Source organism: Halorubrum sp. ARQ200, assembly GCF_005435115.1.
GTDB classification, from domain to species: domain Archaea; phylum Halobacteriota; class Halobacteria; order Halobacteriales; family Haloferacaceae; genus Halorubrum; species Halorubrum tropicale.
The window spans coordinates 199198-224455 of sequence record NZ_SGTZ01000001.1 but is presented as its reverse complement, the minus strand read 5'-3'; the positions used below and the strand labels follow the sequence as shown (position 1 = coordinate 224455).

Annotated in this window: 27 protein-coding genes and 1 tRNA gene; 21 read left to right on the top strand and 7 right to left on the bottom strand. The window is 70.0% G+C overall.

Annotated elements, in window-relative coordinates:
* Positions 1–40: 40 nt before the first annotated feature.
* Entirely contained in the window at positions 41–1735 is a 1695-nt protein-coding gene (locus EXE50_RS01210) for a COG1361 S-layer family protein (protein WP_137704132.1), read from the bottom strand.
* A 166-nt stretch (positions 1736–1901) separates the two neighbouring features.
* Here EXE50_RS01210 and EXE50_RS01205 point away from each other — a divergent pair, with 166 nt between their 5' ends.
* Entirely contained in the window at positions 1902–2651 is a 750-nt protein-coding gene (locus EXE50_RS01205) for a TetR family transcriptional regulator (protein ID WP_137704131.1), read from the top strand.
* Positions 2652–2666: 15 nt separating this feature from the next.
* On the opposite strand, the gene EXE50_RS01200 is transcribed toward EXE50_RS01205, so the two are convergent.
* Positions 2667–3368, bottom strand: a complete 702-nt coding sequence (locus tag EXE50_RS01200) for an HD domain-containing protein (protein ID WP_053772197.1) — start codon at positions 3366–3368, stop codon at positions 2667–2669.
* 174 nt (positions 3369–3542) lie between these two features.
* Between EXE50_RS01200 and EXE50_RS01195 the strand changes: the two genes are divergently transcribed.
* Together EXE50_RS01195 and EXE50_RS01190 are read left to right on the top strand one after the other, a co-directional pair.
* Positions 3543–4505, top strand: a complete 963-nt coding sequence (locus EXE50_RS01195) for a cation diffusion facilitator family transporter (protein ID WP_137704130.1) — start codon at positions 3543–3545, stop codon at positions 4503–4505.
* Between the two features lie 83 nt (positions 4506–4588).
* A complete protein-coding gene (locus tag EXE50_RS01190; protein ID WP_137704129.1) occupies positions 4589–5317 on the top strand; it encodes a YqjF family protein in 729 nt (242 codons plus the stop codon).
* A gap of 37 nt (positions 5318–5354) precedes the next feature.
* Here the strand turns inward: EXE50_RS01190 and EXE50_RS01185 are convergent, their stop codons facing one another.
* The gene (locus tag EXE50_RS01185) at positions 5355–6644 is read right to left on the bottom strand and encodes a Glu/Leu/Phe/Val dehydrogenase (protein ID WP_137704128.1); all 1290 of its coding nucleotides are present in this window, start codon (positions 6642–6644) and stop codon (positions 5355–5357) included.
* 172 nt (positions 6645–6816) lie between these two features.
* Here EXE50_RS01185 and EXE50_RS01180 point away from each other — a divergent pair, with 172 nt between their 5' ends.
* Positions 6817–7281 carry a PH domain-containing protein gene (locus tag EXE50_RS01180; protein ID WP_137704127.1) on the top strand — a complete coding sequence of 155 codons (465 nt, stop codon included), beginning with the start codon at positions 6817–6819 and terminating at the stop codon, positions 7279–7281.
* Positions 7278–9284 carry a PH domain-containing protein gene (locus tag EXE50_RS01175; protein WP_137704126.1) on the top strand — a complete coding sequence of 669 codons (2007 nt, stop codon included), beginning with the start codon at positions 7278–7280 and terminating at the stop codon, positions 9282–9284. The genes EXE50_RS01180 and EXE50_RS01175 overlap by 4 nt, the downstream gene beginning before the upstream one ends.
* A 22-nt stretch (positions 9285–9306) precedes the next feature.
* Here the strand turns inward: EXE50_RS01175 and EXE50_RS01170 are convergent, their stop codons facing one another.
* On the bottom strand, positions 9307–10452 hold the full coding sequence (locus EXE50_RS01170) for an acyl-CoA dehydrogenase family protein (RefSeq protein ID WP_121599005.1): 1146 nt from the start codon (positions 10450–10452) through the stop codon (positions 9307–9309).
* Between the two features lie 177 nt (positions 10453–10629).
* Here EXE50_RS01170 and EXE50_RS01165 point away from each other — a divergent pair, with 177 nt between their 5' ends.
* A complete protein-coding gene (locus EXE50_RS01165; RefSeq protein WP_053772204.1) occupies positions 10630–11691 on the top strand; it encodes a phytoene/squalene synthase family protein in 1062 nt (353 codons plus the stop codon).
* A gap of 53 nt (positions 11692–11744) precedes the next feature.
* Here the strand turns inward: EXE50_RS01165 and EXE50_RS01160 are convergent, their stop codons facing one another.
* From EXE50_RS01160 to guaB, 3 genes are all read right to left on the bottom strand, one after another.
* Positions 11745–13739 carry a DEAD/DEAH box helicase gene (locus EXE50_RS01160; RefSeq protein WP_053772205.1) on the bottom strand — a complete coding sequence of 665 codons (1995 nt, stop codon included), beginning with the start codon at positions 13737–13739 and terminating at the stop codon, positions 11745–11747.
* A 63-nt stretch (positions 13740–13802) separates the two neighbouring features.
* Entirely contained in the window at positions 13803–14390 is a 588-nt protein-coding gene (locus tag EXE50_RS01155; protein ID WP_053772206.1) for a HalX domain-containing protein, read from the bottom strand.
* A 160-nt stretch (positions 14391–14550) separates the two neighbouring features.
* Positions 14551–16038 carry an IMP dehydrogenase gene (guaB, locus tag EXE50_RS01150; protein ID WP_053772207.1) on the bottom strand — a complete coding sequence of 496 codons (1488 nt, stop codon included), beginning with the start codon at positions 16036–16038 and terminating at the stop codon, positions 14551–14553.
* A 523-nt stretch (positions 16039–16561) separates the two neighbouring features.
* Here guaB and EXE50_RS01140 point away from each other — a divergent pair.
* From EXE50_RS01140 to EXE50_RS01085, 15 genes are all read left to right on the top strand, one after another.
* On the top strand, positions 16562–17572 hold the full coding sequence (locus EXE50_RS01140) for a DUF5794 domain-containing protein (RefSeq protein ID WP_053772208.1): 1011 nt from the start codon (positions 16562–16564) through the stop codon (positions 17570–17572).
* 107 nt (positions 17573–17679) lie between these two features.
* Complete coding sequence (locus EXE50_RS01135) at positions 17680–17904, top strand: DUF5795 family protein (RefSeq protein WP_053772209.1); 225 nt, start codon at positions 17680–17682, stop codon at positions 17902–17904.
* A gap of 139 nt (positions 17905–18043) precedes the next feature.
* Positions 18044–18218 (top strand) — tRNA-Trp (locus EXE50_RS17095).
* Positions 18219–18299: 81 nt separating this feature from the next.
* Complete coding sequence (locus tag EXE50_RS17280) at positions 18300–18452, top strand: hypothetical protein (RefSeq protein ID WP_199241410.1); 153 nt, start codon at positions 18300–18302, stop codon at positions 18450–18452.
* Positions 18452–18835, top strand: a complete 384-nt coding sequence (locus tag EXE50_RS01130) for an SWIM zinc finger family protein (protein ID WP_137704125.1) — start codon at positions 18452–18454, stop codon at positions 18833–18835. Before EXE50_RS17280 ends, EXE50_RS01130 begins: the two co-directional genes overlap by 1 nt.
* A 269-nt stretch (positions 18836–19104) precedes the next feature.
* Positions 19105–19608 (top strand): hypothetical protein, encoded by a 504-nt coding sequence (locus EXE50_RS01125; protein ID WP_137704124.1) that lies wholly within the window; start codon positions 19105–19107, stop codon positions 19606–19608.
* 91 nt (positions 19609–19699) lie between these two features.
* Positions 19700–19933 carry a hypothetical protein gene (locus EXE50_RS01120; RefSeq protein ID WP_137704123.1) on the top strand — a complete coding sequence of 78 codons (234 nt, stop codon included), beginning with the start codon at positions 19700–19702 and terminating at the stop codon, positions 19931–19933.
* Positions 19930–20124, top strand: a complete 195-nt coding sequence (locus EXE50_RS01115; protein WP_137704122.1) for a hypothetical protein — start codon at positions 19930–19932, stop codon at positions 20122–20124. The genes EXE50_RS01120 and EXE50_RS01115 overlap by 4 nt, the downstream gene beginning before the upstream one ends.
* Positions 20121–20366 (top strand): hypothetical protein, encoded by a 246-nt coding sequence (locus EXE50_RS01110; protein WP_137704121.1) that lies wholly within the window; start codon positions 20121–20123, stop codon positions 20364–20366. Before EXE50_RS01115 ends, EXE50_RS01110 begins: the two co-directional genes overlap by 4 nt.
* Positions 20366–20560 (top strand): hypothetical protein, encoded by a 195-nt coding sequence (locus tag EXE50_RS01105; RefSeq protein ID WP_137704120.1) that lies wholly within the window; start codon positions 20366–20368, stop codon positions 20558–20560. The genes EXE50_RS01110 and EXE50_RS01105 overlap by 1 nt, the downstream gene beginning before the upstream one ends.
* 67 nt (positions 20561–20627) lie before the next feature.
* Positions 20628–21020: a hypothetical protein gene (locus tag EXE50_RS01100; protein ID WP_137704119.1), complete on the top strand. Its 393-nt coding sequence runs from the start codon at positions 20628–20630 to the stop codon at positions 21018–21020.
* A gap of 32 nt (positions 21021–21052) precedes the next feature.
* Complete coding sequence (locus EXE50_RS01095) at positions 21053–21772, top strand: hypothetical protein (RefSeq protein ID WP_137704118.1); 720 nt, start codon at positions 21053–21055, stop codon at positions 21770–21772.
* Between the two features lie 191 nt (positions 21773–21963).
* On the top strand, positions 21964–23664 hold the full coding sequence (locus EXE50_RS01090) for a hypothetical protein (RefSeq protein ID WP_137704117.1): 1701 nt from the start codon (positions 21964–21966) through the stop codon (positions 23662–23664).
* Positions 23664–23819 carry a hypothetical protein gene (locus EXE50_RS17090; protein WP_158293646.1) on the top strand — a complete coding sequence of 52 codons (156 nt, stop codon included), beginning with the start codon at positions 23664–23666 and terminating at the stop codon, positions 23817–23819. Before EXE50_RS01090 ends, EXE50_RS17090 begins: the two co-directional genes overlap by 1 nt.
* An 11-nt stretch (positions 23820–23830) precedes the next feature.
* A complete protein-coding gene (locus EXE50_RS01085; RefSeq protein WP_137704116.1) occupies positions 23831–25249 on the top strand; it encodes a hypothetical protein in 1419 nt (472 codons plus the stop codon).
* The last annotated feature ends 9 nt before the right edge of the window (positions 25250–25258 follow it).

Below are 25258 nucleotides of genomic sequence, written 5' to 3'. Positions count from 1 at the left end.
CGGCGGGCGACCCGGCGCGGTGGTGCGTCCGCTCATCCGATCACCGTCGTCGGTACCAGACGGCGCCGCCGACCGCGGCGGCGACGAGCAGGGCGGCGACGGCGACGAGGCCGAGCGGCGGCCCGCCGTCGTCGACCGATTCGGTCACGGTCACCGGGACCTGGGTGATGTCCGAGATGCGGTCGTTCCCGCGGGCGTCCTCGTAGCGGAAGTCGAGCTCGACCGGGTGGTCCTCGACGCTCGCGCTCCCCGCGGCGGCCACCTCGAACCAGATCCGCGCGGACTCGCCGGGTTCGAGCTCGTCGACGAACGCCTCGTCGTTGACGGCCGTCAACGGGCTGTCGGCGTAGAGTCCGGCGTTGATCGACGAGAGGGTCTCCGGCCGCCGGTTCGTGATCGTGGCGTTGATCCGGCGGGTGTCGCCCGCCTGGACGGTCGCGTTCTCGACGGCTAACTCGAACTCGGGCTGTCGCGGCGCGACCTCGACGCGCCGGGTCTGCTCGGCAGTGAGGGTCGCGTCGCCGCTCTCGTACTCCGTGGTGAACCGGAACTGCCGCGGCCCGGGGTCGGCGCTCCCGCTCACGTCCGCGTCGAAGGTGAACTCCGCCGACTCCCCGGGCGGGATCCGCGGGAGCGCGTACCGGCTCTCGCCGAGGCTCACGCGGTTGCTCCCGGAGTCGGCGACCAGGACCGCGTTCTCGACGGTACGCGGTCCCTCGTTCGTGATCGTGCCGGTGACCGTCCCGGAGTAGCCGACTTCGAGCGTGCCGGAGACGTCGTCTAAGGAGAACGACTGCTCGCGGAGCGGGACGACCCCGGCGCGGGCGGGCGCCGCCGTCTCGTCGAGGCCGTTCGGGTCGCGGTAGTCGACTGTCGAGGAGAGCGCGTAGGCGCCGCCGGCGAACGACTGCCCGACGGTCGAGTCGAAGGTCACCGTCCGGTTCTCGCCGGGCGCCCAGTCGCCGACGAACGACTGTCCGCCGCCCTGCCCGAGGGTGACGCCGGGCGCGGTCGTGCTCCCGGAGACGACCGCGTCGCGGGCGGTCTCGTCGCCGACGTTCGCCAGCGTGACGGTCACGTCGCCGCTCCCGCCGACCTGCGCGTCGGTGTCGGTCTCTAAGACCGCGAACCGCGCGCCGTCGTCGACGACGATGGTGACGTCGAAGTCGTCGATGCCGCGGCGGTCCTTGTGGTCGTTGAACTCTGGGATGATCTCGAAGGTGTAGCGGTAACGGAGGGTCGCCTCCACCTCGTATCGCCCGTCCGGCACGTCCTCGGGCACGGTCACGTCGAGCGGCACGGCGACCGGGCTCGCGGCGGTCGAGACGTCGCCGACCGGGATCTCGCCGTCCTCGACGTCGATCGGCACGCCGCCGTCGTCGACCTCGACGGTGAGCCCGCGCGCGGTCGTCACACGGGAGTCGAGCTGGTTACCGATCTCCATCTCGCCGGTGTTGACGATGTCGAGCGTGATTGAGGACTCCGCGCCCGCCGGCACCGTTCGCTGCGAGGCGAAGACCTCCAGCACCGGCGACCCGCGGACCTGTCGCGGGGTCGGATCGCTCGTCTGCGCGACGACGCCGTCGGCGGTCGGGGCCCCGGACAGGGCGGCCGAGTCCGCCGGCGATCCGCCCCCGCTCGGCGCCGCGGCGCCGGCGAGCGAGACGCCGACCAGGAGGGCGCTCGCCGCGGCGAGGGCGAGCGCGGCGGTGGCGAGTCGCGCCGGTCGGCTCATCGGTCCCCTCCGGCGGGGCCGCGCGAGGGTCTGGCCGCGCGGAGCGGCCGGTCGTACCGTGACGCGTCGGAACGAGTCATACGTCCCCGAGCGAGCCCCGCGACATAAGCGTGTTGAATGAACGTTCAATCAAGAGCTGTATATACCGGGGGCGAATACGTCGGGTATGGACGACCCGTTCGCGGAGCCCTCGAACACCCGGCAGGCCATCCTCGGCGCGGCGTTCCGCGCGCTCTGCGAACACGGGTACGCGAACGTCACGATCCAGCGGATCGGCGACGAGTTCGACAAGAGCCCGTCGCTCGTGTACCACCACTACGACGGGAAAGACGACCTGCTGCTCGACCTCCTCGGCTTCCTGCTCGACCAGTTCGAGGCGTCCGTCGCGGACGGGTCCCTCGTGGAGCCGGCGGACGACGCCGCGGCGGCCGCGGCCGACGAGGTGCCGGAGATGCCCCCCGAGGCCTTCGATCGCTCGGCCCGGGACCAGCTCGACGACTACCTCACGGCGGTCGTCGACCCCGCGTCGCTCGACGACCCGTACGCCCCCGACGAGCGGTTCGTCACGGTGATGACGGAGCTCCGCGCGCAGGCCGCGAGCGACGAGGCGTACCGCGACCACTTCGACCGCAGCGACCGCGTCTTCGGCGAGTATCTCGAACGACTCGTCCGCGAGGCCGCGGCCGAGACCGACGACGACGGGTCACCGGGCACCGCGGACGACTCACCCGGGCGCGATCCCGACCACGTCGACGCCGCCGAGGTGGCCGTGACGCTCCAGACGTTCGCGACGGGCGGGATGTTCCGCTGGGCGACGGCGAACGGCGGCTCCTGGGTCGCGGGCTCGCGCGCCGGGATCGACCGCTACCTGGAGGCGATGCTCCCGCTCGTCGACGCGAGCGGTGCGGGAGAATAGCGGCCGGAGCCGCTCTCAGCGGTCCGTAACGCCCTCGGCGTCCATCCGCGAGACCTCCTCTTCGAGCCACTCGCGGAGCCACTTCACGCGCTTGATCCGCTGGTGCGCGATGCTCTCGGCGGTGTCGGAGACGACGCGGTCGGTGTGGTCGCGGGCGCGCTGGAGCACGCGGTCGACCATCTTCGCGGCGTCCATGTGCGTCCGCGACTCGTACCCCATGCGCAACAGCATCAGGACGGCGCCGTTGGCCCCGACCTTGTCGAGCACGTCGGCCTCGATCAGGCACCGGCTCTCTAGGGGGACGTCGTCGAGGTCGCCCGTGTACGAGTGGTCGACGACCGCGCCGCACACCTCTTCGATGAACGACTCGGGGTAGTTGCCGCGGCTCTGGAGGTACTCTCGGGTGACGCGCGCGCCGGCCTCCGCGTGGACGTCCTGTTCGGCCTCCAGCTTCGCGACGTCGTGGAAGACGGCCGCGACCCGCACGACGTCCACGTCGGCGCCCTCGGCCTCGGCGATCTCGGTCGCGAGGTCGACGACGTTGAGGATGTGGTTGAAGCGGTACGACGCGGAGTGCCAGGGGTACCAGCGCATCCGTCCGCCGTCGTCCTCGCTCTCGACGCTGGCCGCGAGGTAGTCGCGAACGAACCCCTTCATCTCCTCGAAGTCCTCGTCGCTCACCTCCGTTTCCTTAATTTCGACGCCCACCGGGACCACCTCGGGCGAAAAACTCGTGATTCATTACCGTCACCGAGGAGCGTTTCGGTCTTAGGCGTTACGACGGAGTATCCGGCCGCTGACGCGACGACCGATCGGTCGCGGCGGCGCCCCGGGCGGGCGGCGGCGGCGCGACGCGGGACGCTTAACAGGGTCGGGGGCGCACCGGCGTCTATGCTGAGTCCCTTCGGGAACGACGACCGCGCTCGGTTCCAGCGGGCGGCGGCGGTGAACGTCGCCGGCAACGCCGTGAAGATCGCGGTCGAGGGTGCGGCGGGGCTCGCGTTCGGCAGCGTCGCGCTGGTCGCCGACGCCGCCCACTCGGTCGCCGACCTCGTCGCGAGCGCGGTCGTGTTCGTCTGGGGGGGCTCGCGGTACGAGAGCGCGGACGAGACGCACCCGCACGGCCACCAGCGGATCGAGCCGCTGACGGCGCTTTTCGTCGGCGCGACGGTCGCGATCCTCGGGCTGCTCCTGCTGCGCGAGTCGGTCCGCGGGCTGGTCGGGTCGGCCGAGGTGACGGCGAGCCCGCTCCTCGTCGGCGCGCTGCTGTTCGCGATGGCCGACATGTACCTCCTGTACCGGTACACGGAGCTGGTGAACGCCGACCTGGGCTCGACCGCGCTCGACGCGCTCGCCGTCGACTGCCTCAACGACATCTACACGACGATCGCGGCGCTCGTCGGCGTGTTCGGCGTGTTCCTGAACGTCCCGATCCTCGACCCGGTCGCCGGCGCGCTCGTCAGCCTCCTCGTCGTGTATCAGGGTGTCGAGATCGGCCGCGAGAACGTCACGTACCTCGTCGGGGCGGCGCCGCCTTCCGGCGACCGCGAGCGCGTCGTCGCCGCGCTCCGCGATCACCCGGCCGTCGAGGGGGTCCACGACCTCACCGTCTACTACGACGGGACCGACCTGGAGGTCGAGGTCCACGTGGAGGTGGACGGGGAGATGACGCTCCGGGCGGCCCACGACGTGGAGACGGAGCTCGTCACGAGCCTCCGCGCGCTGGAGGACGTCGGGGACGTCCACGTCCACCTCGACCCGTCCGGGCTCGGGGAGTGGAAGGACGCGCCGGAGTGGGAGGACGCGGCGGACGGGTCGCACGCGTCGGGGGAGTCGGACGCGCCGGCGGAGTGACGCGGGGCGACCGCGTGGTCGGTCTGGAGCCCCGGGGCGCCGGGGGCGTGCGGGTTTTGCCCGTTCGTCCCCTACGATCGGATATGCTGGAACGCCGCTGGCTGGAGATGACGTGGCGGGACGGACTGTTCGCGCACTGGGCCGTCGACCCGTCGACCGTCGCCGCGGCGCTGCCCGACGGGCTGTCGGTCGCGACCCGCGACGGCGACGCCTACCTCGGGGTCGTCCCGTTCGTGATGGACGACATCCGCCCGCGGGGGGTGCCGGTCGGCCTGTCGTTCCCCGAACTCAACCTCCGGACCTACGTGGAGGGCCCGAACGGGCCCGGCGTCTACTTCCACAGCCTCGACGCGGACGACCGGCTCGGCGTGGCGGTCGCCCGCGGGCTGTTCCGGCTCCCCTACTACCGCGCCGAGACGGACGTTCGACGCCCGGGGGCGTGGGACGGGGTCGGCGGCGGGGGCACGGACGCGGGCCGCGCCGTGCGGTTCGCGAGCCGGCGCGTCCACGACGGCGCCCCGCACGCGCGGTTCGACGCGACGTACGCGCCGGCCGGCGAGGCGTTCACGCCGGAACCGGGGTCGCTGCCGGCGTTCCTCACAGAGAACTACCGCTTCTACACCGCCGGCTCCGGCGGGCGGCTGTACGTCGGCGAGATCGAACACGAGCCGTGGACGCTGCGCCCGGCCGCGGCGGAGATACGAGCGAACACGCTGTTCGCGGCCAACGGGTTCGACGAACCGGACGGCGAGCCGCTGCTCCACTACGCCGAGCCGATCGCGGTCGCCGCGGACCGGATCCGCCGGGTCTGAGGGTCGCGGGGCGTCCGCCTCGGCCGCGCGCGACTCGCTACGGGAAGAGCCCGCGGTACTCGTGCGCCTTCGCCGTGCGCTCCAAGGCGAGCGTGTACGCCGCGGTCCGCAGGTCGGGCAGATCCTTCTCGTCGTACTGGTCGATCGTCTTGTCGAACGCGCTCCCGATGCGGCGCTCGAGCTCGGCGTTGACGGTCTCCAGCGGCCACGAGAACTCCTGGGCGTTCTGGACCCACTCCAGGTACGAGACGATGACGCCGCCCGCGTTCGCGAGGATGTCCGGGACGACCTGGATGTCGCGCTCGGTGAGGACCTCGTCGGCGGCGACCGTCGTCGGCCCGTTCGCGGCCTCGACGACCGCCGAGGCCCGGAGGTCGTCGACGTTGTCGGCGGTGATCACGCCCTCGACGGCGGCCGGGATGAGCACGTCGACGTCGAGGGTGAGCAGCTCCGCGTTGGTGATCCGGTCGGGGTCGTCCCAGCTCGACCCGTCCGCGTTCCCCCGGTACTCGTCCGCGACGTACTCCTCGATCAGGCCGCCGGCGTCGACGTGCGCGCCGAGCGCCGCCACGTCGAGGCCGTCCGGGTCGTAGGCCGCGGCGGAGACGTCCGAGGTCGCGACCACGTTGGCGCCGGCCTCGTCGAGGAGCCGGGCCGCGTTCGACCCGACGTTGCCGAACCCCTGGATGGCGACGGAGGCGTCGGAGAGGTCGCGGTCGAGGTACTCGAAGAGCCGCTCGGTGACGAGCGAGACGCCGCGGCCGGTCGCCTCCACGCGGCCCGGCGTCCCGCCGATCTCCAGCGGCTTCCCGGTGACGACCTGGGGGACGGAGTACCCCTCGTACATCGAGTAGGTGTCCATCATCCACGCCATCGTCTGCGGGTTCGTGTTCATGTCGGGCGCGGGCACGTCGATCTCGGGGCCGATCATCCGGCGGATCCCCTCGGTGTACCGCCGGGTGAGCCGTTCGAGGTCGCGGTCGGTCAGGTCCTTCGGCTCGCAGATCACGCCGCCCTTCGCGCCGCCGTAGGGGAGGTCGACGAGCGCCGTCTTCCACGTCATCCAGCCGGCGAGCGCCTCGACCTCGCGCTGGGTGACCGACGGGTGGAACCGGACGCCGCCCTTGAACGGGCCGCGGGCGCTGTCGAACTGACAGCGGTACCCCTCGAACACCTCGACTTCGCCGGACTCCAGCTCCACGGGGAGCGTCACCTTCAGCGTGCGCTCCGGGTGCTTGAGCCGCTCGAACACCCCGTGGTCCACGTCTGCGTACTCCTCGGCGCGGTCCATCTGGGCGAGCATGTTCTGGAACGGGTCGTCGGCCATGGCCGGCACGACTCCGTCGCCCGTGATATCGGTTTCGGCAAGTATCGCCTTCGAAAGAGATCCTTTCGCATGGTTGTCGGGCCGAGTTCCACCGGGCGGTTCCGACCGGACTTATACGTCGGGCCCCGCAATCGCCTCCCATGACACACGGACGTGCGACGGGGGACCGTCGATGACGGCACAGACGCTCCACCCCCGAATCCAGATCGTGTGGGTCCTCCGCGCGGTGCTGCTCTCGGCGCTCGTGACCGCCCCGTTCGCCGGCGGCGCGTACCTCGAGTACCTCCCGCGATGGGCGCCGGTCGCAGTCAGCGCCGTCGTCCTGACGCTGACCGTCGGACACGCGCTGCTCCGGTACCGTCGCTGGAGCTACGAGATCCGCGAGGACGCCATCTACCTCGACCGCGGCGTGCTCACGCAGGTACGGACGACGGTGCCGCTGGTGCGCATCCAGCACGTCGACTCGCGTCGCGGGCCGATCGAGCGGACCGTCGGGCTCGCCTCCTGCGTGGTGTACACCGCCGGGTCGCGCGGCGCCGACGTGCGGATCCCCGGGCTGACGCCGGACGGCGCGAGCGACCTCCGCGAGGAGCTGAAGCGGCTGGCCATCCGCGCCGACGGGGAGGACGCGGTGTGAAGCTGGCGCCGCAGTCGGTCCCGTACCGCGCGCTCCAGAAGGCGGCCGGAACCGCCGTCGCGCTGTTCGTGATCGTGAACAGCGGCGGGTTCGGCCTCCCGCTCGCGGTCGGCGGCGGGGCCGCCATCCTCCTCGCGATGTTCGCCTACGAGGTCGCGTACTACCGCCGGTTCGAGTACGTCCTCACCGAGGACACGCTCGACATCTCCTCCGGCGTCATCTCCCGCCGCGAGCGAGAGATCCCGTACCGACGGATCCAGAACGTCGACGTGAGCCGGAGCGTGATCCAGCGCGCAATCGGCGTCGCCGCGGTCGACTTAGAGACCGCCGGCGGCTCCAGCACCGAGGGGTCGATCCGGTTCGTCACGCCCGACGAGGCGACCCGGCTCCGGCGCGAGGTCCAGCGCCGGAAGGCCGGAGGCGCGCGGCCCGAGGAGGCCGGCGAGGAAGCGGCGACCGACGTCGACGCGGTCGAGGCCGGCCGCGAGGACGCGTTCGCGCCCGACGAGGAGGAGCTGTTCGCCATTTCGCCGGGCGAGCTGGCCCTTGTCGGGGCGCTCTCGTTCGACGGGCGCCTGATCGGGCTCCTGGCGTTCCTGAGCTCCGGGTCGTTCCCGGTGCTGTCGAGCTTCCTGCCGGAGGCGTCGGCCGCCGCGCTCACCGCGACGGCGTTCGTCGGCGTGGCGGCGCTGTTCATCGCGTCGTGGCTCATCGGCGCGGGCGTCGCCTTCTCGAACTACTACGGCTTCCGGCTCGCGCGCGCCGGCGACGAACTCCGGTACGAGCGCGGACTGTTCCGGCGGTACAGCGGGTCGATCCCGACCGAGAAGGTCCAGACGCTGCGGATCACGGACAACCCCGCCAAGCGCGCGCTCGGCTACGCGAGCCTCTCGATCGAGACCGCGGGGTACGCCCCCGGACAGAGCGCGGAGTCCGGCAACCAGTCCGCGGTGCCGATCGCCGCGACCGACCGCGTCTACCGGCTCGCACACGAGATCGAGTCGTTCGGCACCCCCGAGTTCGAGCGGCCGCCGAAGCGGATCCGGTGGCGGTACGTCATCCGGTACGCGCTGATCGTCGGCGTCCTCACGGGGATCGCGTACGGCGTGAACTGGTACGCCTCGGCGGCGCTGCCGTGGTACGCGGTCGCCGCGCTGCTCCTCGTCGCGCCCCCCGCGGCGCACCTGAAGTGGAAGCACCGCGGCTACTGGGTCGGCGAGGACCACCTGCTCACGCGGAACGGCTTCTGGAGCCGGACCGTCGCCGTCGTCCCGTACTACCGGATCCAGAACGTGATCGACAGCCGGACCGTGTTCCAGCGCCGGTGGGGCGTCGCGACGGTCGTCGCCGACACGGCGGGGACCGGTTCGCTGACCGGCAGCGACGCCGCCGCTGTCGACTTCGAGGTGGCCGAGGCCGAGGCGTTAGAGGAGACGCTCACCGAGCGCCTCGCGACCGCCGTCGCGGAGCGGCGCGGCGCCGGGACCGACCGCTTCGAGTGGGTCGACGGAAACGTCGACGCCGACGAGAGCGGCGACGGCGACGGCGGCCTCGACGGGGACGCCGGCGAGCGCAACGCGGGCATCGACGGCCCCGCCGAGCCCGGCGCCGACGGGCCCGACGCGGACGTCGACGAGGCGGCGTCCGACCCGACGACGGCGGTACCGGACGCCGACGAGACGACGGACGGCGACGCGCACGACGTCCCCGAAGACGGCGTCGTCCGCCCGGACTTCTCGCCGAGCGACCGCGACTACTCGGAGCCCGCGGAGCGCATCGACACCGGCGAGTACGCGGTCGACCAGAACCCGTCGGACGCCGACGTGGCTCACGGGCCGAACGCGGACGGCGGTCGCGACGGGACGAAGGCGGACGACGACCGCGACGGGGATGGGAAAAGAGACCGCGACGACACGGAGGTCGGTCGGAGGGACGCCAACGGCGACGATCCTGAGGGTGATGGGGACGACCCCGAGGGCGACGGCGCCGATTCGCGGACCTGACCGACGGGACCGATTCGCGGTCCTACTCGTCGAGCAGCTGCTGGGCGATCGTGTTGCGCAGCACTTCGCTCGTCCCCTCGTAGATCTCCGAGAGCTTCGCGTCGCGGTAGAAGCGCTCGGCGGGGAAGTCCTTGGTGTAGCCGTAGCCGCCGTGGATTTGGATCCCCTCGTTGGCGACCTCGCGGGCGATCTCCGAGGCGTACAGCTTCGCCTGCGCGGCCTCCTTGATGTAGTCGTCGTCGCGCATCTTCAGGTCGGCCGCCTCGTGCATCAGCAGCTCCGCGGCGCGGGCCTTCGTGTCCATGTCCGCGAGCTTGTGCTGGATGGCCTGGAAGTCGCTGATCGGGCGGTCGAACTGCTCACGCTGCTGGGCGTACGACTTCGCTTCGTCGAGCGCGGCGCGCGCGATCCCGACCGACCGAGCGGCGATGGTGATCCGCCCGCCGTTGAGCGTCTTCAGCGCGTGGACGAACCCCTCGCCCTCCTCGCCGAGCCGGCGCTCCTCCGGGATCCACATGTCGTCGAACCGCAGCTCCGCGGTCGGACACCCCTTGTCGCCGAGCTTGTCTTCCGTCCCCTCGACGACGAACCCGTCGTCCTCCTCCGGACGCACGATGAACGACGAGATGCCCTTCCGACCCGCGTCGGGATCGGTCTTGGCGAACAGCGTGACCGTGTCGGCGACGGAGCCGTTCGAGATCCAGAGCTTCCCGCCGTTGACGAGGTAGCCGTCCCCGTCGCGCTCCGCGGTCGTCGACATCGCGGGCACGTCCGACCCGGCCTCGGCCTCCGAGAGCGCGAACGCGCCGATGTCCTCGGCGGTGTTCAGGGCGGTGAGGTACTCCTCCTTCTGGGCCTCGTCGCCGAACTCGTAGAGCATGTTCCCGGCCAGCGACGTGTGGGCCGCGACGACGGTGCCGAGCCCGCCGGAGCCGCGGGAGATCTCTTCGAGCCCGATGGCGTAGCTGTGGTAGTCGAGGCCGGCGCCCTCGTACTCGACGGGGAACGGCATGCCCATCAGCCCGAGGTCGGCCATCTCCTCGACCAGGTCCGCGGGGAACTCGTCTGTCTCGTCGATCTCGGCCGCGCGCGGGACGACCTCCTCGTCGACGAACTCCGCGACGGTGTCGCGGATCTGACGCTGCTCTTCGGTGAGCGTGAACTCCATGTCGGAGCGTTCGGCCGGGCGGACTTAGCCGTTTCCACACGGTTGTACACGGGTCGGCGGTTCGTCGGCGCGGACGGGGACCGAGTCGTGCGGTTTCGGCGCCCCGAGCGGCGATCGGCGCACGGCCGCCGTTCCACGAGGGTTTTTATGCGTTGTGCCGTAAACACTGGCAACTGAATGAGCGGACGAGAACACGCCCCCGCCGAGGCCGACCTCGCGTGGTGTCACGAGGCGGTCCAGGGGGTCTCGCGGACCTTCGCGCTGACGGTCGACGTGTTAGAGGAACCGATGGCGTCGCAGATCTGCGTCGGATACCTCCTCTGTCGCGTCGCCGACACGGTCGAGGACGCCGGGCACATCCCGCCGGACGCCCAGAGCCACGTGCTGCGGACGTACCGGCGAGCGATCGACCCGGACGACGAGACCGACATCGCCGAGTTCCGCGAGACGGTCGACGAGTGGCTGCCCGCGGAGCGCGACGACGACTGGACCGTCGTCGCCGAGGCGCCCACGATCGCCGCGACGTTCGAGGAGCTCGACCCGGAGGCGCAGGCGGCCATCGTCCCGCCGGTGCTGGAGATGGTCGATGGGATGGCGATGTTCGTCGACCGCCACGCCACCGAGGGCGGGCTCCGCATCGACGACCGCGACGAGTTAGAGCAGTACTGCTACTACGCGGCCGGCACGGTCGGCAACCTCATCACGAACCTGCTCACCCGCGGCGACGTCGCCGAGGAGCGCGCGAAGCGGCTGCGGGAGACCGCCGAGGAGTTCGGCCTCCTCCTCCAGTTAGTGAACGTCTCGAAGGACGTGTACGACGACTACACCGAGGAGAACAACGTCTACCTCCCCGCCGAGTGGCTGGAGGCGGAGGGCGTCGACCAGGAGCGGGTCGTCCACCCCGAGAACCGCGAGTCGTCCGCGCGCGTCGTCGACCGCACCGCCGACTACGCCCGCTCGTTCCTCGACGACGCGCAGGCGTACTTGGAGACGATGCCCCTCTCGAACGGCAACACGATGGAGGCGTGGACCGTCCCGTACCTGCTCGCGGTCGGCACCCTCCGCGAGCTGGGGAGCCGCCCGGAGGACGCGCTCACCGAGACCGGCGTGAAGGTGTCCAGACAGGAGGTGTTCGCGGTGATGTCGGCCGCGAGCGGCGTCGGTCGCGACTCGCTGGCGGAGCTGCGACAGACCATCGCGCGGACTCCCTTCCACCGCGCGGTCGGGTCGGCGGACTGAACTCCCCCGGGCCGTCGCCGAACGGGGGTCGTCGTCTCGTTATCGTCCCGCACTCACAGGCGCGACCGCGCCCGCGACACCGCCGGGACGCGAACCCCGATGGTCTCTCCGAGGGCCTCGGCCGCGCTCAGCAGCCACTCCGCGCGCTCGACGCGCGAGTCGAGGTCGCCGGGACCGATCCGGTAGCGGTCGACGAGCTCCTCGACCGTCGCGCCGCCGATCCACTCGTCGAGGATCCGCGCCGTCTTCACCGACTCCAGCCACCCCTCGAAGTCGTCCGGGTCGGTCATGTCCGTGGTGAGGCGGGCGGCGTTCCGCCGCGCGAACCGGTAGACGTCGGCGCGCTCGGCGTTGCCGAGGTAGGTGTCCTGCATGTCGGGCGTGTCGCAGATCACCTCGAAGGCGGTGAGCGTGGTCGCCTCCGGGAGGTCGGCGGCGGCGCGGAGCCCGGCGACGATCCGCTCGCCGGTCTCAGGGCGGACGTACTGCTTCGAGGTCGTCTCCCCGACGGCCGTCGCGACGAGCCGGTAGTCCTCGACGCCGCCCGTCTCCCGGGCGACCATCCCGGCCGAGACGAGGTCGTCGACCGCGACGGCGACCGCGTCGGCGAGGCCGCCCGCCCCGGTCTCCCGCGCGTAGAACGTCCCCTCGAACACGTCGAGGATCTCCGTCTCGGTCGCCGCGAAGTCCGTCGCTACCGCGGCGAGGACGTGCGTGCGGAGCGCGCCGGGGTCGGCGAGCTGCGACTCGACGGCCTCAGGATCGCCCTCGACGTAGCGCTCGCGGACCGCCTCGCGCGTGTCGGCGTCGGCAACGAGGACCGCCTCGCCGTGAGGGTCGAGCCCCGGCCGGCCCGCGCGGCCGCACATCTGGTGGACCTCGAGCGTCGGGATCCACGACATGCCGCCCTCCCCGTAGCGGCGCTGGTCGCGGACGACGACGCGGCGGGCGGGGACGTTGACCCCGGCCGCCAGCGTGGGCGTGGCGCAGATACAGGCCACGTCCCGCTCGCGGAACGCCGACTCGACGACCGCGCGGTGGCCCGAGCGGAGCCCGGCGTGGTGGAACGCGACGCCGGCGCGCAGGCAGTCCGCGAGCTGTCGGCCGGTCATGGTGCCGTCCACGCCGGTCGCCTCTTCGGCCGCCGCCGCGGCCGCGTCCTCGACGCCCAGCGCCGCGGCGAGGCCCTCCTCCGCGAGCCGCTCCGCGAGGTCGACCGCCTCGCGCCGGGAGCGGACGAACGCGAGGCACTGGCCCCCGTCCGCGACCGCGTCGGCGACGAGCGCGGCGGTGACCTCGGTCGCGTCGGGGTCGTCGGTGTCGTCGGCATCCCCGTCCCGGGCCTCGCCGCCGTCACCGTCGCCGGCGGTCTCGTCGGGGCCGACGTCGACCGAGAGGCTCGTGCCGTCGTCGAACCCGACCTCGCCGCCGACCGCGACGCCGGTCCGCAGGTCGACCGGGCGCCACTCGGACTCGACGAGGGCGGCGTCGAGCCAGTCCGCGATGGCGTCGGGGTTGTCGACGGTCGCCGACAGCGCCACCGTCTGAAGGTCGGGGTTCCGGCGGCGGAGGGTCGCCAGCGTCACTTCGAGCGTCGGGCCGCGCCGCTTCGCGCCGAGGAGGTGGACCTCGTCGACGACGACGCAGGCGAGCTCGTCGACCCAGGAGGCGCCGTTGCGGATCGCGGAGTCGACCTTCTCGCTCGTGGCGACCACCACGTCGTTGCCGGCGAGCGCCTCGCCGGTCGCGTCGAAGTCGCCGGTGGAGATGCCCACGTCGACGCCGGGCAGCGCCGCGAACGTCTCGTACTTCTCGCGGGCGAGCGCGCGGAGCGGACAGACGTACAGGCCGGGGCCGCCGGCCGTCAACAGCGCGAGCTGGGCGACGAACGTCTTGCCCGACGCGGTCGGTACCGCCGCGACGACGTCGGCCCCCTCGCAGACGCCCGCGTCGACCGCCGCGCGCTGGGGCGGGTACAGCTCGCGCACGCCCCGATCGGCGAAGTGGTCGACGACGGGCTGAGACAGCGGCAGGTCCCGGACGCGCATGTACCGCTCGTTCGGCGGGACCGGTGATAAAGAGTCGGCGGAATCCCCCTCGGCCGCCGCGGGTTACGCGTCGGCGTCGAAGTCCTGAAAGAGCTTCTCGTAGTCCTCGTCGTCGCTCGCGACCGCGTCGCGCGACTCGTCGGCCCGCTCGCGCAGCTCCTCGATCCGGTCGGTGAGGCGCTGGTACTCCTCGTTGTCGGCGAGGTCGTTGGCGCTCTTCTCGGACTCCAGCATCGCTTTCTTCGAGGTCAACGAGAACAGCTCCTGGACCTCCGAGTCGTACTCTCCGCGCCGCAGGAGCCCCTCGACGGTCTCGCGGAGCGTGTCGCTCGTGACGGGCTTGACGAGGTAGTCGTCGAACCCCATCTCCAGGATGTCGAAGTCGGGCTCGACGGCGGTGACCATCGCGACCCGGCAGTCGATGCCGCGGTCGCGGACGGCGGTGAGGACCTCGTCGCCCGAGAGGCCGGGCATCCGGCGGTCGAGGAGGATCGCGTCGACCTCGTTGTCGGCCTCGTCGAGCTGATCGAGCGCCTCGCGGCCGCCGTACGCGGTTCGGACGCGGTACTCGTCGCCGAGCCAGGCGGCGTACAGGTCGGCCAAGTCGGGTTCGTCCTCGACCACGAGGACCAGCGGCGGTTGCTCACTCATGGGTGACGGGAGCGAGGGGGTGTTCGCTCACACGTTTCGTCTCGCCGCTGGCTATATTAAAATACCTCTTCGACGCTGGGGTCGATCGGCGGCGCGGCCGGTCGCGACGCCGTCCGGTCCGGCCTCGGAGCCGGTCTCGCCCGCCGCGCGGCCTCCGCGGTTACTCGCCCGGGCTGTAGTTGGGCGCCTCGTCGGTGATCATCACGTCGTGCGGATGGCTCTCGCTCTGTCCCGCCGAGGAGACGCGGACGAACTCCGCGCGCTCGTGGAGGTCGGGGACGGTCGCGGCGCCGACGTACCCCATCCCGGAGCGCATCCCGCCGGTGAGCTGGTGGAGCTCGGAGGCGAGGCTCCCCTTGTACGGCGTCGCGGCCTCGACGCCCTCCGGGACGAACTCCTCGTCCTCGTCCTCCTCCTTGAGGTAGCGGTCGCCGCCGCCCGACTTCATGGCGCCGACGGAGCCCATCCCGCGGTACTGCTTGTACTTCTTCCCCTGCATCGTGATGACGCGGCCGGGCGCCTCGTCGGTGCCGGCGAAGTACGAGCCGAGCATCACCGCGTCCGCGCCCGCCGCGATGGCCTTGATCGCGTCGCCGGAGTAGCGGATGCCCCCGTCCGCGATGACGGGCACGTCGTGCTCGGCCGCGACGTCCGCGACCTCCGCGACCGCGGTCATCTGCGGCATCCCCGCGCCGCTGACGACGCGCGTGGTACAGATCGACCCGGGGCCGATTCCCACCTTCAGGCCGTCGGCGAAGTCGACCGCCGCCTCGGCGGCCTCGCGCGTCCCGACGTTGCCGACGACCACGTCGGCGTCGACGGTCGCTTTGATCGCCTCCGCGGAGTCCAAGACGTTGAGATTGTGCGCGTGGGCGCAGTCGATGAAGATGACGTCGACGCCGGCCTCGTCGGCCGCGACGGCGCGCTCCTCCTCGAAGGGGCCGACGGCGACGCCGGCGAGCAGGCGGCCGCGCTCGTCGCGGGCGGCCTCCTCGTGTTCGCGGCGCTGTAAGATTCCCTGCATCGTCACCAGGCCGACGAGCCGCTCGTCGCCGTCGACGATGGGGACGCGCTCGATCTTGTGGTCGTACATCAGTTCGAGCGCCTCTCGCGCGTCCACGTCCTCCGGCGCGGTGATGACTTCGTCGGTCATCGCCTCGCGGACGGCGTCGTCCTCGCCGACCTCCAGGTACGGGCGGATGTCGGTGCCGGAGATGATCCCGAGGACGGTGTCGTCCTCGGCGACGACGGGCGCGCCCGAGACGCCCTGCCGCTCCATCACCGCGTCGGCCTCGCGGACGGTGTCGTCGGGCGAGACGGTGACGACGTTCTCACGGCGGATGACGAGCTCGTGGGCGCGCTTGACGCGCTCGACCTCCGCGGCGGTCTCCTCGACGGTCATGTTGCGGTGGAGGACGCCGAGCCCCCCCTCTCGGGCCATCGCGATGGCGAGGTCGCTCTCCGTGACGGTGTCCATCGCCGCAGACAGGACGGGAACGGTGAGTTCGACGTTCTTCGACACGCGGGTGGAGAGGTCCGCGTCGTCGGGCTCGACGCGGCTCTCCTTCGGTCGGAGCAGCACGTCGTCGAACGTCAGCGCTTCCGGAACATCGAGCTTCGCCGAGAACCGGCCAGAATCTGTCGCCATATAATCCGTCACAAGCGCCCGATAAAAAGCGTTGCGAGACGGCACGGACGTGGTGGTTGCTCACAATCAAATCCACGTTATATACAGAATCGTGCCTATTTCGGCGGATTCGGCTGCGACCGCGGTCGGATCGGAGGCGGTGACCCCGATCGTTCGGTCCGCCCGACGGCCGCAGTTCGGGAACCGAGAGATGATCGGTGATGATCGGGGAACGTCGACGTATCGTCATCGAAGCGCTACCATCGCCGTCGAATCATCGTGTCGTGCGGACACGTCTCACACAACCTTTAACGCGACCAAAACTCATATATTAGGTATGGACTCCGACAGTCCCGTGAACGCGCGCATCGCCGGCCAGCCGAACGCCGCTCTCGGCGCCCGCTTTACAGCCGGCAATCCGCGCAAATCCTTTACATGGGCTCGTCGGACCCTTCGCGGCGTGGACTCCGCGTGCTGGTCCTCAGACCATCGCGAGTCGCACGCGTCCCACCGCCACCCCGTCGGTCAGGGCTATCGTCCCTAAATGAGCACCTCACGTCACCCGGTCGCCCTGCGGCTCGAACAGCAGGTCGGGAGCGCGACGAAGCTGCTCGCGACGGTCATGGCCCTGCCGCTCGTCGACGGTATCTTCCCCGCGCTCGTCGTCGCCGGCGTCCTCGGATCTGCCACCGGCGTCGTCGAGACCGGCATCCTCATCTTCGGCGGCTCCGCGACCGCCGCGGTGATCCTCGCCGAGATGGACGGCTCGCGGCGGGAGATGGCGACCTCCGTGCTGCTGATCGGCGCGGTCATCATCCCGGTCGCAGCCGTCGAGGCCGCCCTCGCGCCGACCCTCCAGGGGCTCCTCGACCTGTCCGTCTTCGAGCGGTTCGCGGGGCTCGTCATCCTGACCATCGCCGCCAAGACCGCCAGTTCGGAGGTCGGCGAGTTCCTGCCGAGCCCCGGCGTCATCATCGGTCTGGGTCTCGTCGCGAGCTTCGACCCGTCCGGATTCGCCGTCGAGACCTCGACCGAGTACGTGGTCAACGGCACCGCGGCCGCCGCCGTGGGCGTGGCGTTCGCGCTGTCGATCGCGCTGCTCTCGCCGCACCTCCGCGGCCGCGTCGACATCGACCGGTTCCGGTTCGGCTCCGCGGTCGCGCTGGGCGTGCTCGCCCTACCGATCCTGCTCGGCCCGTTCGACCTCATGCAGACGGACGCGCCCATCGCGCTCGCGGTGCTGGCGGTGACGACCCTGTTCGCGTACGACCCGAGTGCGGACGGCGAGGCGAGCGTCGCCGGCGACGACGCGCCCGACGACGACGCGCCGACGAGCGACCCCTCCGAGTCGGACGAGGGCGACGCGGCCGACGTCGGCGGGGAGTCGGACGCGGAGGCCCCGAGCGATCCGCCGCTCGACGCCCCGCCGGAGGGCCCATCGACCATCGTCGACGACGACGTCGCCGTCCTCGCGAACGGGGGCGACGGGCGAGAGACCGACGACGACGGCGCGGACCCGTTCGCGGACGACGACTCCCGCGCGCCGTGGCTGTGACCGGCGGGTAGCCGCCCGCGGACGGCCGCCCGCCTGAGCGCTTCTCCCGTCGCTCCGATCGCCGCGCGTGTCGCCGGGGTTTAGGCACTCGGCCCCGAACGACCGGTATGTCGAACCGCGTCGTTCAGGGGCGGATGGTGACGCCCGAAAAGCTCGCAGAGCTGGTCGAAGGGGAGCCGGTGCTGGAGGCCGAGTCGATCACCGACGCCGACCGCGACTGCCCGGACTGCGGCGGCGACGTCATCTCGGTCGGATACATGCCGAGCGTGACGGAGTTCGTCACCGGCTACAAGTGCCAGGACTGCGACTGGAGCGCCGACGACCGCGACTGAAACGCTCGACCCGACCCACCCGACGAGCGGCGGGACGGGCAGAGGGCGTCCGGAGCGGAAGCTCCCCGCCGTCCCTCGATCGCTCTCGATCGAAACCCCTTTATCTGCGTTTCAGCAAACTGTTGATGCGAGATCACGCGGGGCTGTGGCCAAGCCAGGCATGGCGACTGACTCCAGAGGCTTGCGCCCGGGACGACACTCCAGACTGATATACCGAGCGGCCGACTGATCATCGGTCGTGTTGACGACCCTCTGGAGTTCCGAGGCGCACCGGAGATATCAGTCGATCGGGGGTTCAAATCCCTCCGGCCCCATTTCCATCTTCAAAGTACCGCAATATTCCGGAGAGAGACCTCTCCGAGCAAACACACGTCGACGGTCGCACGGAGGAGCTCATGAGTCAGTCGACGCTCCCCGACGCCGTCGAAATTACCAACGACGACGAAACGCCGGAGGACTGCGACTGCGAACACCTCAACCCGGAGCGGCTCCCGTGCTGGGACTGCGTGCTTAACGGCCGCAAGGAGATCCCGGAGGTGACCGGTTGATGATGGACCGGCTCACCTTCAGCGAGCTCCGAGAGACGAACGAGGAGCGGTATCTCAAGGTCGACCTTCTCGAGGCATCGATCATCAACGACGACAACCCGGAGCGCTTTGTGGTCCGGCGAGAACCGGAGAGCGACGCTCACGTCGTCGAGCTCGTCGAAGCATACGACGAGTCGTGGGGGCGGTGTTCATGCGACGGCTACGCCTACCACGACGGACCCTGTAGCCACCTGTCGGCAGTCTGGCGGGCGGAGCTCGAGGGGATGCTCGAGATCCCGACCGCCCGGCCGACGGGGATCCACGTCGAGATCCACGGGGCCCAGCAGGAGATCGCGGACGCGGTCGACCGTGCTCCGGTCGCGACAGACGGGGGTCGACGATGATGGCTGTCACACAACCGGGCGGATCCACCGGCTCTGTCATACAGGCAGATCGAGGGGTAGACGGCCAGAGCCGGCGACAGTCAGGAAAATCGCCCGTTTGTCACACAGACGGGGGGGCCCTCGGAAAACGGTGCCCACGTGACGCGCCCCTGCGGGGGCGCGCGAACAGAGCGCCGCGCGCGAGGGGGCGCATTATGCGCCGCCCGAGCGAGCACGCAGGCGAGGCAGAGGCGACGGAGACCACGGCGGCGGCGACGGAGGAGATCTGAATGAGAGTCAACGTGCGGATCGACGACCCGGATATTGTGGAGGCGCTTGAGGATGCGGCGGACGACTATGGGAGCAAGTCGCTGGCGGTGAGGATCGCGCTCCGGAAGGCGTACATTGGCGACGACCTCGAGGATGCGGCGGAGGAGGGGGCGGCAGGGGTACATGAGCTGTCGGCAAAGCAACTCGAGGCGCACCGGGAGCTCCGAGACTGGGCGGGTATCGGTGGATGGATAGAGCTGGAGACGGCGGAGTCGGTGCTGGCGAACAAGCTGAACATCCCGGCTCGAGCGGTCAGGAAGACTCTCATCAGCCCGCTCAAGTCAGAGGGAGCGGTGAAAGTGTCGCAGAGCACGTCGGCGGTCCACGTGGTTGTGGGCCAACTGCCAACGACGTCCGAGACGAGCGAGGCGGTCGATGCTACCAACGCCTCAGACGAGCCGGCGGTGGCGACGGACGGCGGGGCGACGTGGGAGGAGCTCGAGGCGGCGGAGGGCGGCCGATGAGTTCATGGCCGTGCCCGCGGTGCCTCGCGCGGTCGTCGCCGTCAACGACGACGTGCCGGCGGTGCGGGCTGGAGATCCCGGAGGGCGGTCGATGAGCCGCCCGAGTAACGTCGTCGGGAAGGCTCCGAACGTGGACCTCCGGGGTCAGACGGGCCCGGATATCCTCGAGGGGCGGCGGTCGGACGAGCACCGGGTCGTGAATGTAACGTGTTTAACATGCGGCCTTGAGGATCAGCTCCTCATGGAGCCGGGACGAACGCACCCGTGGTCGCACGACGCCCGCAACGCGAGCCACATGGTCGAGTACCACGAGGTGGGCCGATGATGGGGCCCGCGCAGGGAGCGGCGACACAGGAGCTACCAACGCCGCCGTTCGACATCGACGCTCACCTCGAGGAGATCGCTCGAGCGAAGGAGCTCGAGGAGCCGGGACGGACAGAGTGGGACGCGCGGCTGGCGGCGCGGCGAGACGAGCCGACAGGCGCAGAGGTAATCGACATGCTGGAGGATCTATGAGACACCGACACCAACGACGGCGGCGGGGGACAGAGGCAGGATCGACGGCGGTCGTGCTCGGAGGGGCGTGGCTGGCGCTGGCGGTGCTGTGGGCGCTCAACATAGCCACGATGCGGCTGGCGGCATACGCACCGCTGCTCGAGCCAGGGCCGGGAGCAGGGACGTGGCTGCTGGCGGGGACGACGGTGGCGCTGGCGACGGTGACGGCGGGAGCGGCGCGGCACGTGTGGGGGCTGATCTGATGGAGCTCGACGACCTCGAGGGGCTGGTGGCGTTAGACGACCGGACGGTGACGACGACGGGGAGCTCGGCGCTGGTGTCGATACCCGGCGCGGCGTCCCTCGGGCTCGTTGACAAGTCGTCGACGACCGCCTCGGTATCGGTGCGACAGTTGGACGACGAGATAGTGGTGACGGCTCGGATAGCGCTCGATTAGATCGGATTCAATCGAGTTCCATTTTTTGGGTGGTACTTGACCCGCGCCTCGGTAGCGGCGAGTACCGATGGTGAAAGGTAAAATCGACACACCGGACCTGGCGGCGCTGACGGCGCTGCCGATCTTTGCGGGGATCGAATTGGGCGTTTGGAGTCTCGAGCTCGACGTATTCGGCGGGTTCTCGTTCAACCAGACACTCGCGACGCTGGGCGGGGCGGACATCACTCTCTCGTTCGTCGCAGTGCTGGCGTCTCTCGCGGCGCTCGTCGCGCAGGGGCAGCTGTCGCGCGGCGACTTCGGCGATGAAGAGTGGTATGTAATCGCCGGATCGATGGCGATCGTGCCGCTGACGGTCTTCGTGCCGGCCGTACAGGCGCTCGTCGGGATGGCCGACGTGGTCCCGCTCGTGCTGTGGACCGTCATTAGCGGGGCGGCGGTCTACATCTCGTACCAGGGATGATGAGAGGCGCAATCAAGGCGCTCGTGGCGCTCATGGTGCTGGTCTCGGGGCTCGGCGTGGGGTCCGTGGCGGCCGAGACGCCGGAGCAGGCGCTCCAGGTGGTCATCGAGGAGATCGACGCTCAGGCGGGCGACACGGTGACGATCACGGTGGAGGGGCCGACGGGCAACACAGCCGACATCAACCGGACGATCGTCGACGTGGCGGACCCGACGATCATGGGGATCTGGCTCGGAGTCGACGAGCTCGAGGCGGCAGGCATCGACATAACGACGATCGACACCCCGGCCGATTACTTCATCACAGCGACTCATGACGAGTCTTCTGTCGACTTTGTGGACGTCTACGCCGCGGCCGACACGCTCGAGGAGACGGTGGCGGTCGCCAACACGACAGAGGAAATCTCAGTCGACTACACGCCTAACGTCTCAGACGATACGGCGCAGGTCGACCTCTACAACGCCAGCTCAGGCGCGTACGTCGCGACGATCGTCGACGAGCCGGCGGCCAACGTGACGGCAGGCGAGGCGGTCACCGGCACCCTAGACCTGACGACACTGTCGCTCGAGGAGGGCGAGTATATCGTCCGCCCAGTTAATCCGGCACCCGGCTCGGAGATCGTCGTCGGAGTGTTCGACGAGGCGGCTGGCGGCGGCGGGACGAGCTCGGGGAGTGGCCTCGAGGGAGACACGTCGATCTACGTGATCGGCGCGGTAGCAGTCGTGGGGCTGTTGCTGATCATGCGGGACTAACACCCCTCAGACACCCATTTATGACAGGATCAGACGCAGATGGACGAGAGGCAGAGACTTACCAACTATCCCGACGCGGGCTCATGCGGGCGGGAGCGGCGGGAGTGACGGCAGTCGGGATCGGTGCGACGGCGACGACGCCGGCAGCGGCAGACCCGCTAAGACCCAACACGACGGGTCTGTACCCGTTGATGGCGCTCAGAGCAGTTTACGGCCACATCTTCGGCGGAGGCGGCAAGCCGACTCCGACGGCGGACGAGGTAAACGGCGACATCACGGCGCTCCGATCCAAGCAGGTGCTCGAGACCAACGACCGGGAGCAGCAGGCGCTCGAGCAGCTCCGGTTTGATTACGGGATCGGGGGCACGGCGCAACCACTCGAGACCAACGCCGGAGCGGCTCTGTGGTCGGCCGTGGAGGACTCGATCGCGCGCTCGAGGATCGACGCGCTGCCGGAGACGGAGGCGGTCGACCGGGCTCAGGTGGCGGTCGACGAGCAGGCATCGATCACGTCGTGGAACGTGATCGACCTGTGGAACTCCTACTTCATCGACGCCGATCGCGCGGAGGCGATCAAGGCGAGCATCGAGGATCACGGGGTGGCAACACCCGAGACGGGGTCGTTTACCACGCATGGCTCGAGCTCGGGGACGGCCGACGTCTCTCTCATCGAGCCGATCGTCGAGACGAGCTCGGGCGTATACGTCTGGACGGAACCGCTGTCGGAGGTGACACCGGCGTGGCTGTCGCTTGAGGGGGTCGAGGATCAGACGGGAGACACGGTCGAGGTGGCGGACCTGTATGTGGTCCGGTACGCGGTCGATGGAGAGGTGGTCGACATCACGGACCCATCGACATCGCCGCCGCCGCTGGTCTCAGATCACCCCGACTACGCGGCGGAGACGATCGTCGAGCCGCAAATCTGGCAGCAGATGCTAGATCTGCTATGGACGCTCAGAGACGACGTGACGGCTAATCTGACGAGCACGGTCGACTCGATTTACCTGCGGCTCGACACGGGGGACCTCAAGCCGACAGACATCATGAGCGCGCAGACGCTCCTGACGGAGTTTGACGACGGCCAGGGCGAGCTGTCCCCATCGGGAGCGGTGGCGGCCATGGCGGCGCGCGGGTACTCGATGCCGGAGGACTTCGAGAGCGCGGTCACGATCGCCCACCCAGGCGTGGAGGGCGAGATCACGGGCTGGCTGTTCGTCGACGCAGCGGTGGACGGACTCGTCGCGACGGCGGGGACGACGATCCAGCCAGATCAGTACGACGGGGCCCAGATCGTCTATTTCTCGGAGGTAGACAGCTCCACCGAGACGGCGATGCTGTCGGGCGAGGAGCCGCTCGAGATCGTCGATTACTCGGGAGAGACCTCGGAGACCGTGAGTTACCTCCCGCGCCCGGCGGGCTCGAGCTATAACGACGATCGGATCTGGTTCGGCGACTCCGAGCTGCCGGATCGGTTCGGGGTCGACATGTCGGATGCGATCAGGATCACGGACGAGTCAGGCACCACGGCGGTCATGGGTGCGGGCAACTTGTCAACGTCGGGATTCCGGGCTGACGCCCCGGACGCGGCGGCCTTCGAGCTCGTCTTTGACCCGTCGCTCGAGGACTCAGATGGTTTCTCGGTCGAGCTCGTCTCCGGACTCACGTTTGACGACCGCTCGCAGCAGTTTGTGAGTGACCCGACCGATCCGGCTCAGACGCGCAAGCGCCTCGAGGGGATTGAGGGGGCGTGGGGCGAGATCAAGGTCCAGATCGAGACGATCGAGGGCGCTGGCGGAGGCGGCGGAGGCGGCGGAGGCGGCGGCTGGGGACCGGTCGCACTGCTGGCGGGTGCGGCGGGTGCGCTGGCGCTGCTGCTGGGAGGTGGGCGCTAATGGCGGCTCCGGCGCTGCTGCTGGCGGGTCCGGTGGCGCGGCTCGTCGGAGTGGTGCTGCTGATCGGGGCGGTCGTGCTGATCGCTCCGGAGGCGCTCGAGTCGCTCGAGGGGATGCTCAACGACGCGATCCGGTCGATCGCACTCCCGTTCTAACCTCTCCTCTCATGTTTTCCAACAAATCGACGATAGCGGCTCTGACGTTGGTAATTTGCCTGCTGTCGGTGGTCCCCCTCGCGGCGGCGACTCCGGCTCCGGCGACTCCGGCGGCGAATGAGACGGCGGTCGACGACGGCGGCCAGGGCGACGACGACAGCATCATCCACCAGTTTAGCTCCGGCGAGGAGCTCGTCGACGTGACGTTTAGCGACGGGGAGGCGGCGGTGACGCTGAGGTCTCCGGAGTCTGCGACGACGATGGCGGTCTCGGAGGGCGTGATGGACGGGTCGGGCTCGTTTAGTTACGAGCAGATCCGCCTGATGCCGGGAGAGGAGCGGACGCTCCGTCTCCCCGTCCGTGAGGAGGCGGTGGCGGTGACGACGAGCTCTGCGGGCTACTACTACGAGGGCGACGTGGGCTTGTTGGTCGTCTCGTCGACGCCGACTGAGGAGCTCCTCCAATTGGCGGCGCTCTCGGGCGTCTCCGGCTCGGTGGTGGCTCTCGGGATAGTGATCGGGATGCTGCGCCGGCGTCACGAAAACAGCTATAAGGAGCTGTTTAGCGACGAGCGGGTGCGGATCGAGGAGGATCCGATAGAGGGGATCTGGGAGTGGGTGCTCTCGTCGCTCAAGTCGACGGCGCGCTCAAAGTACCAGTTGGCCCTCGCGGCCGCAGCGGGCGCGTACGGGCTCGCGGTAGCGACGGGGGTGGTAATGGGCCCCTTTGAGACGTGGACGGCTCTGAGCGACTCACAGCGGCTCCTCGTGGTGGGGACGCTCGCGGCGACGATCGTGGCGCTCCTCCCGGTGTATCTCCTCGTCGCACGGATTTGGGATCCAAATCGGGAGTTCGTGCTAGATCTAGACAGCAGAGACGTCTATGCGGCGGCTGGCGGGGACAAGTCGGGAGGGATCGCGGCATACTCGGCTCCACCGTCGCGGATCGCGGACCTCGAGGTGGATGGGAGCATGACGACGGTATCGACGCCGGGGGGCCGGTGCCACCTCGTGCGGGAGCTCGAGCCGACCGCCAACACGGCGGCAGCAAATCCGCCGTACCTCGAGGACGACCGGGAGGTGTCGCTTGAGGCGAGCAAGATCGAGCAAAACCGGCAGTCTCTCACGGACCTAGCGACGATCGGGCGGGACCTACTGGCGAGCATGACGACGTTTAGAGTCACCGCCGACACCGCGGCTATGAAGGACATCGATGCGGGGCTCAGAGAGACGGTCTCGGCGGGGTCGGACTCGCTCGAGGACGTGCTCAGGGACGCGGTCGCGGGGACCCGCTACGAAGGCACTTACGACACGACGACAGCGATCGACAGCGACGACACACATGAGGATACCAACGACGACAGCGACGGCGGCGAGCGGAGAGACGACGACGGCGGCTCAGAGGATACCAACGGAGGGGACGAGTCGTGAGTAACGGCG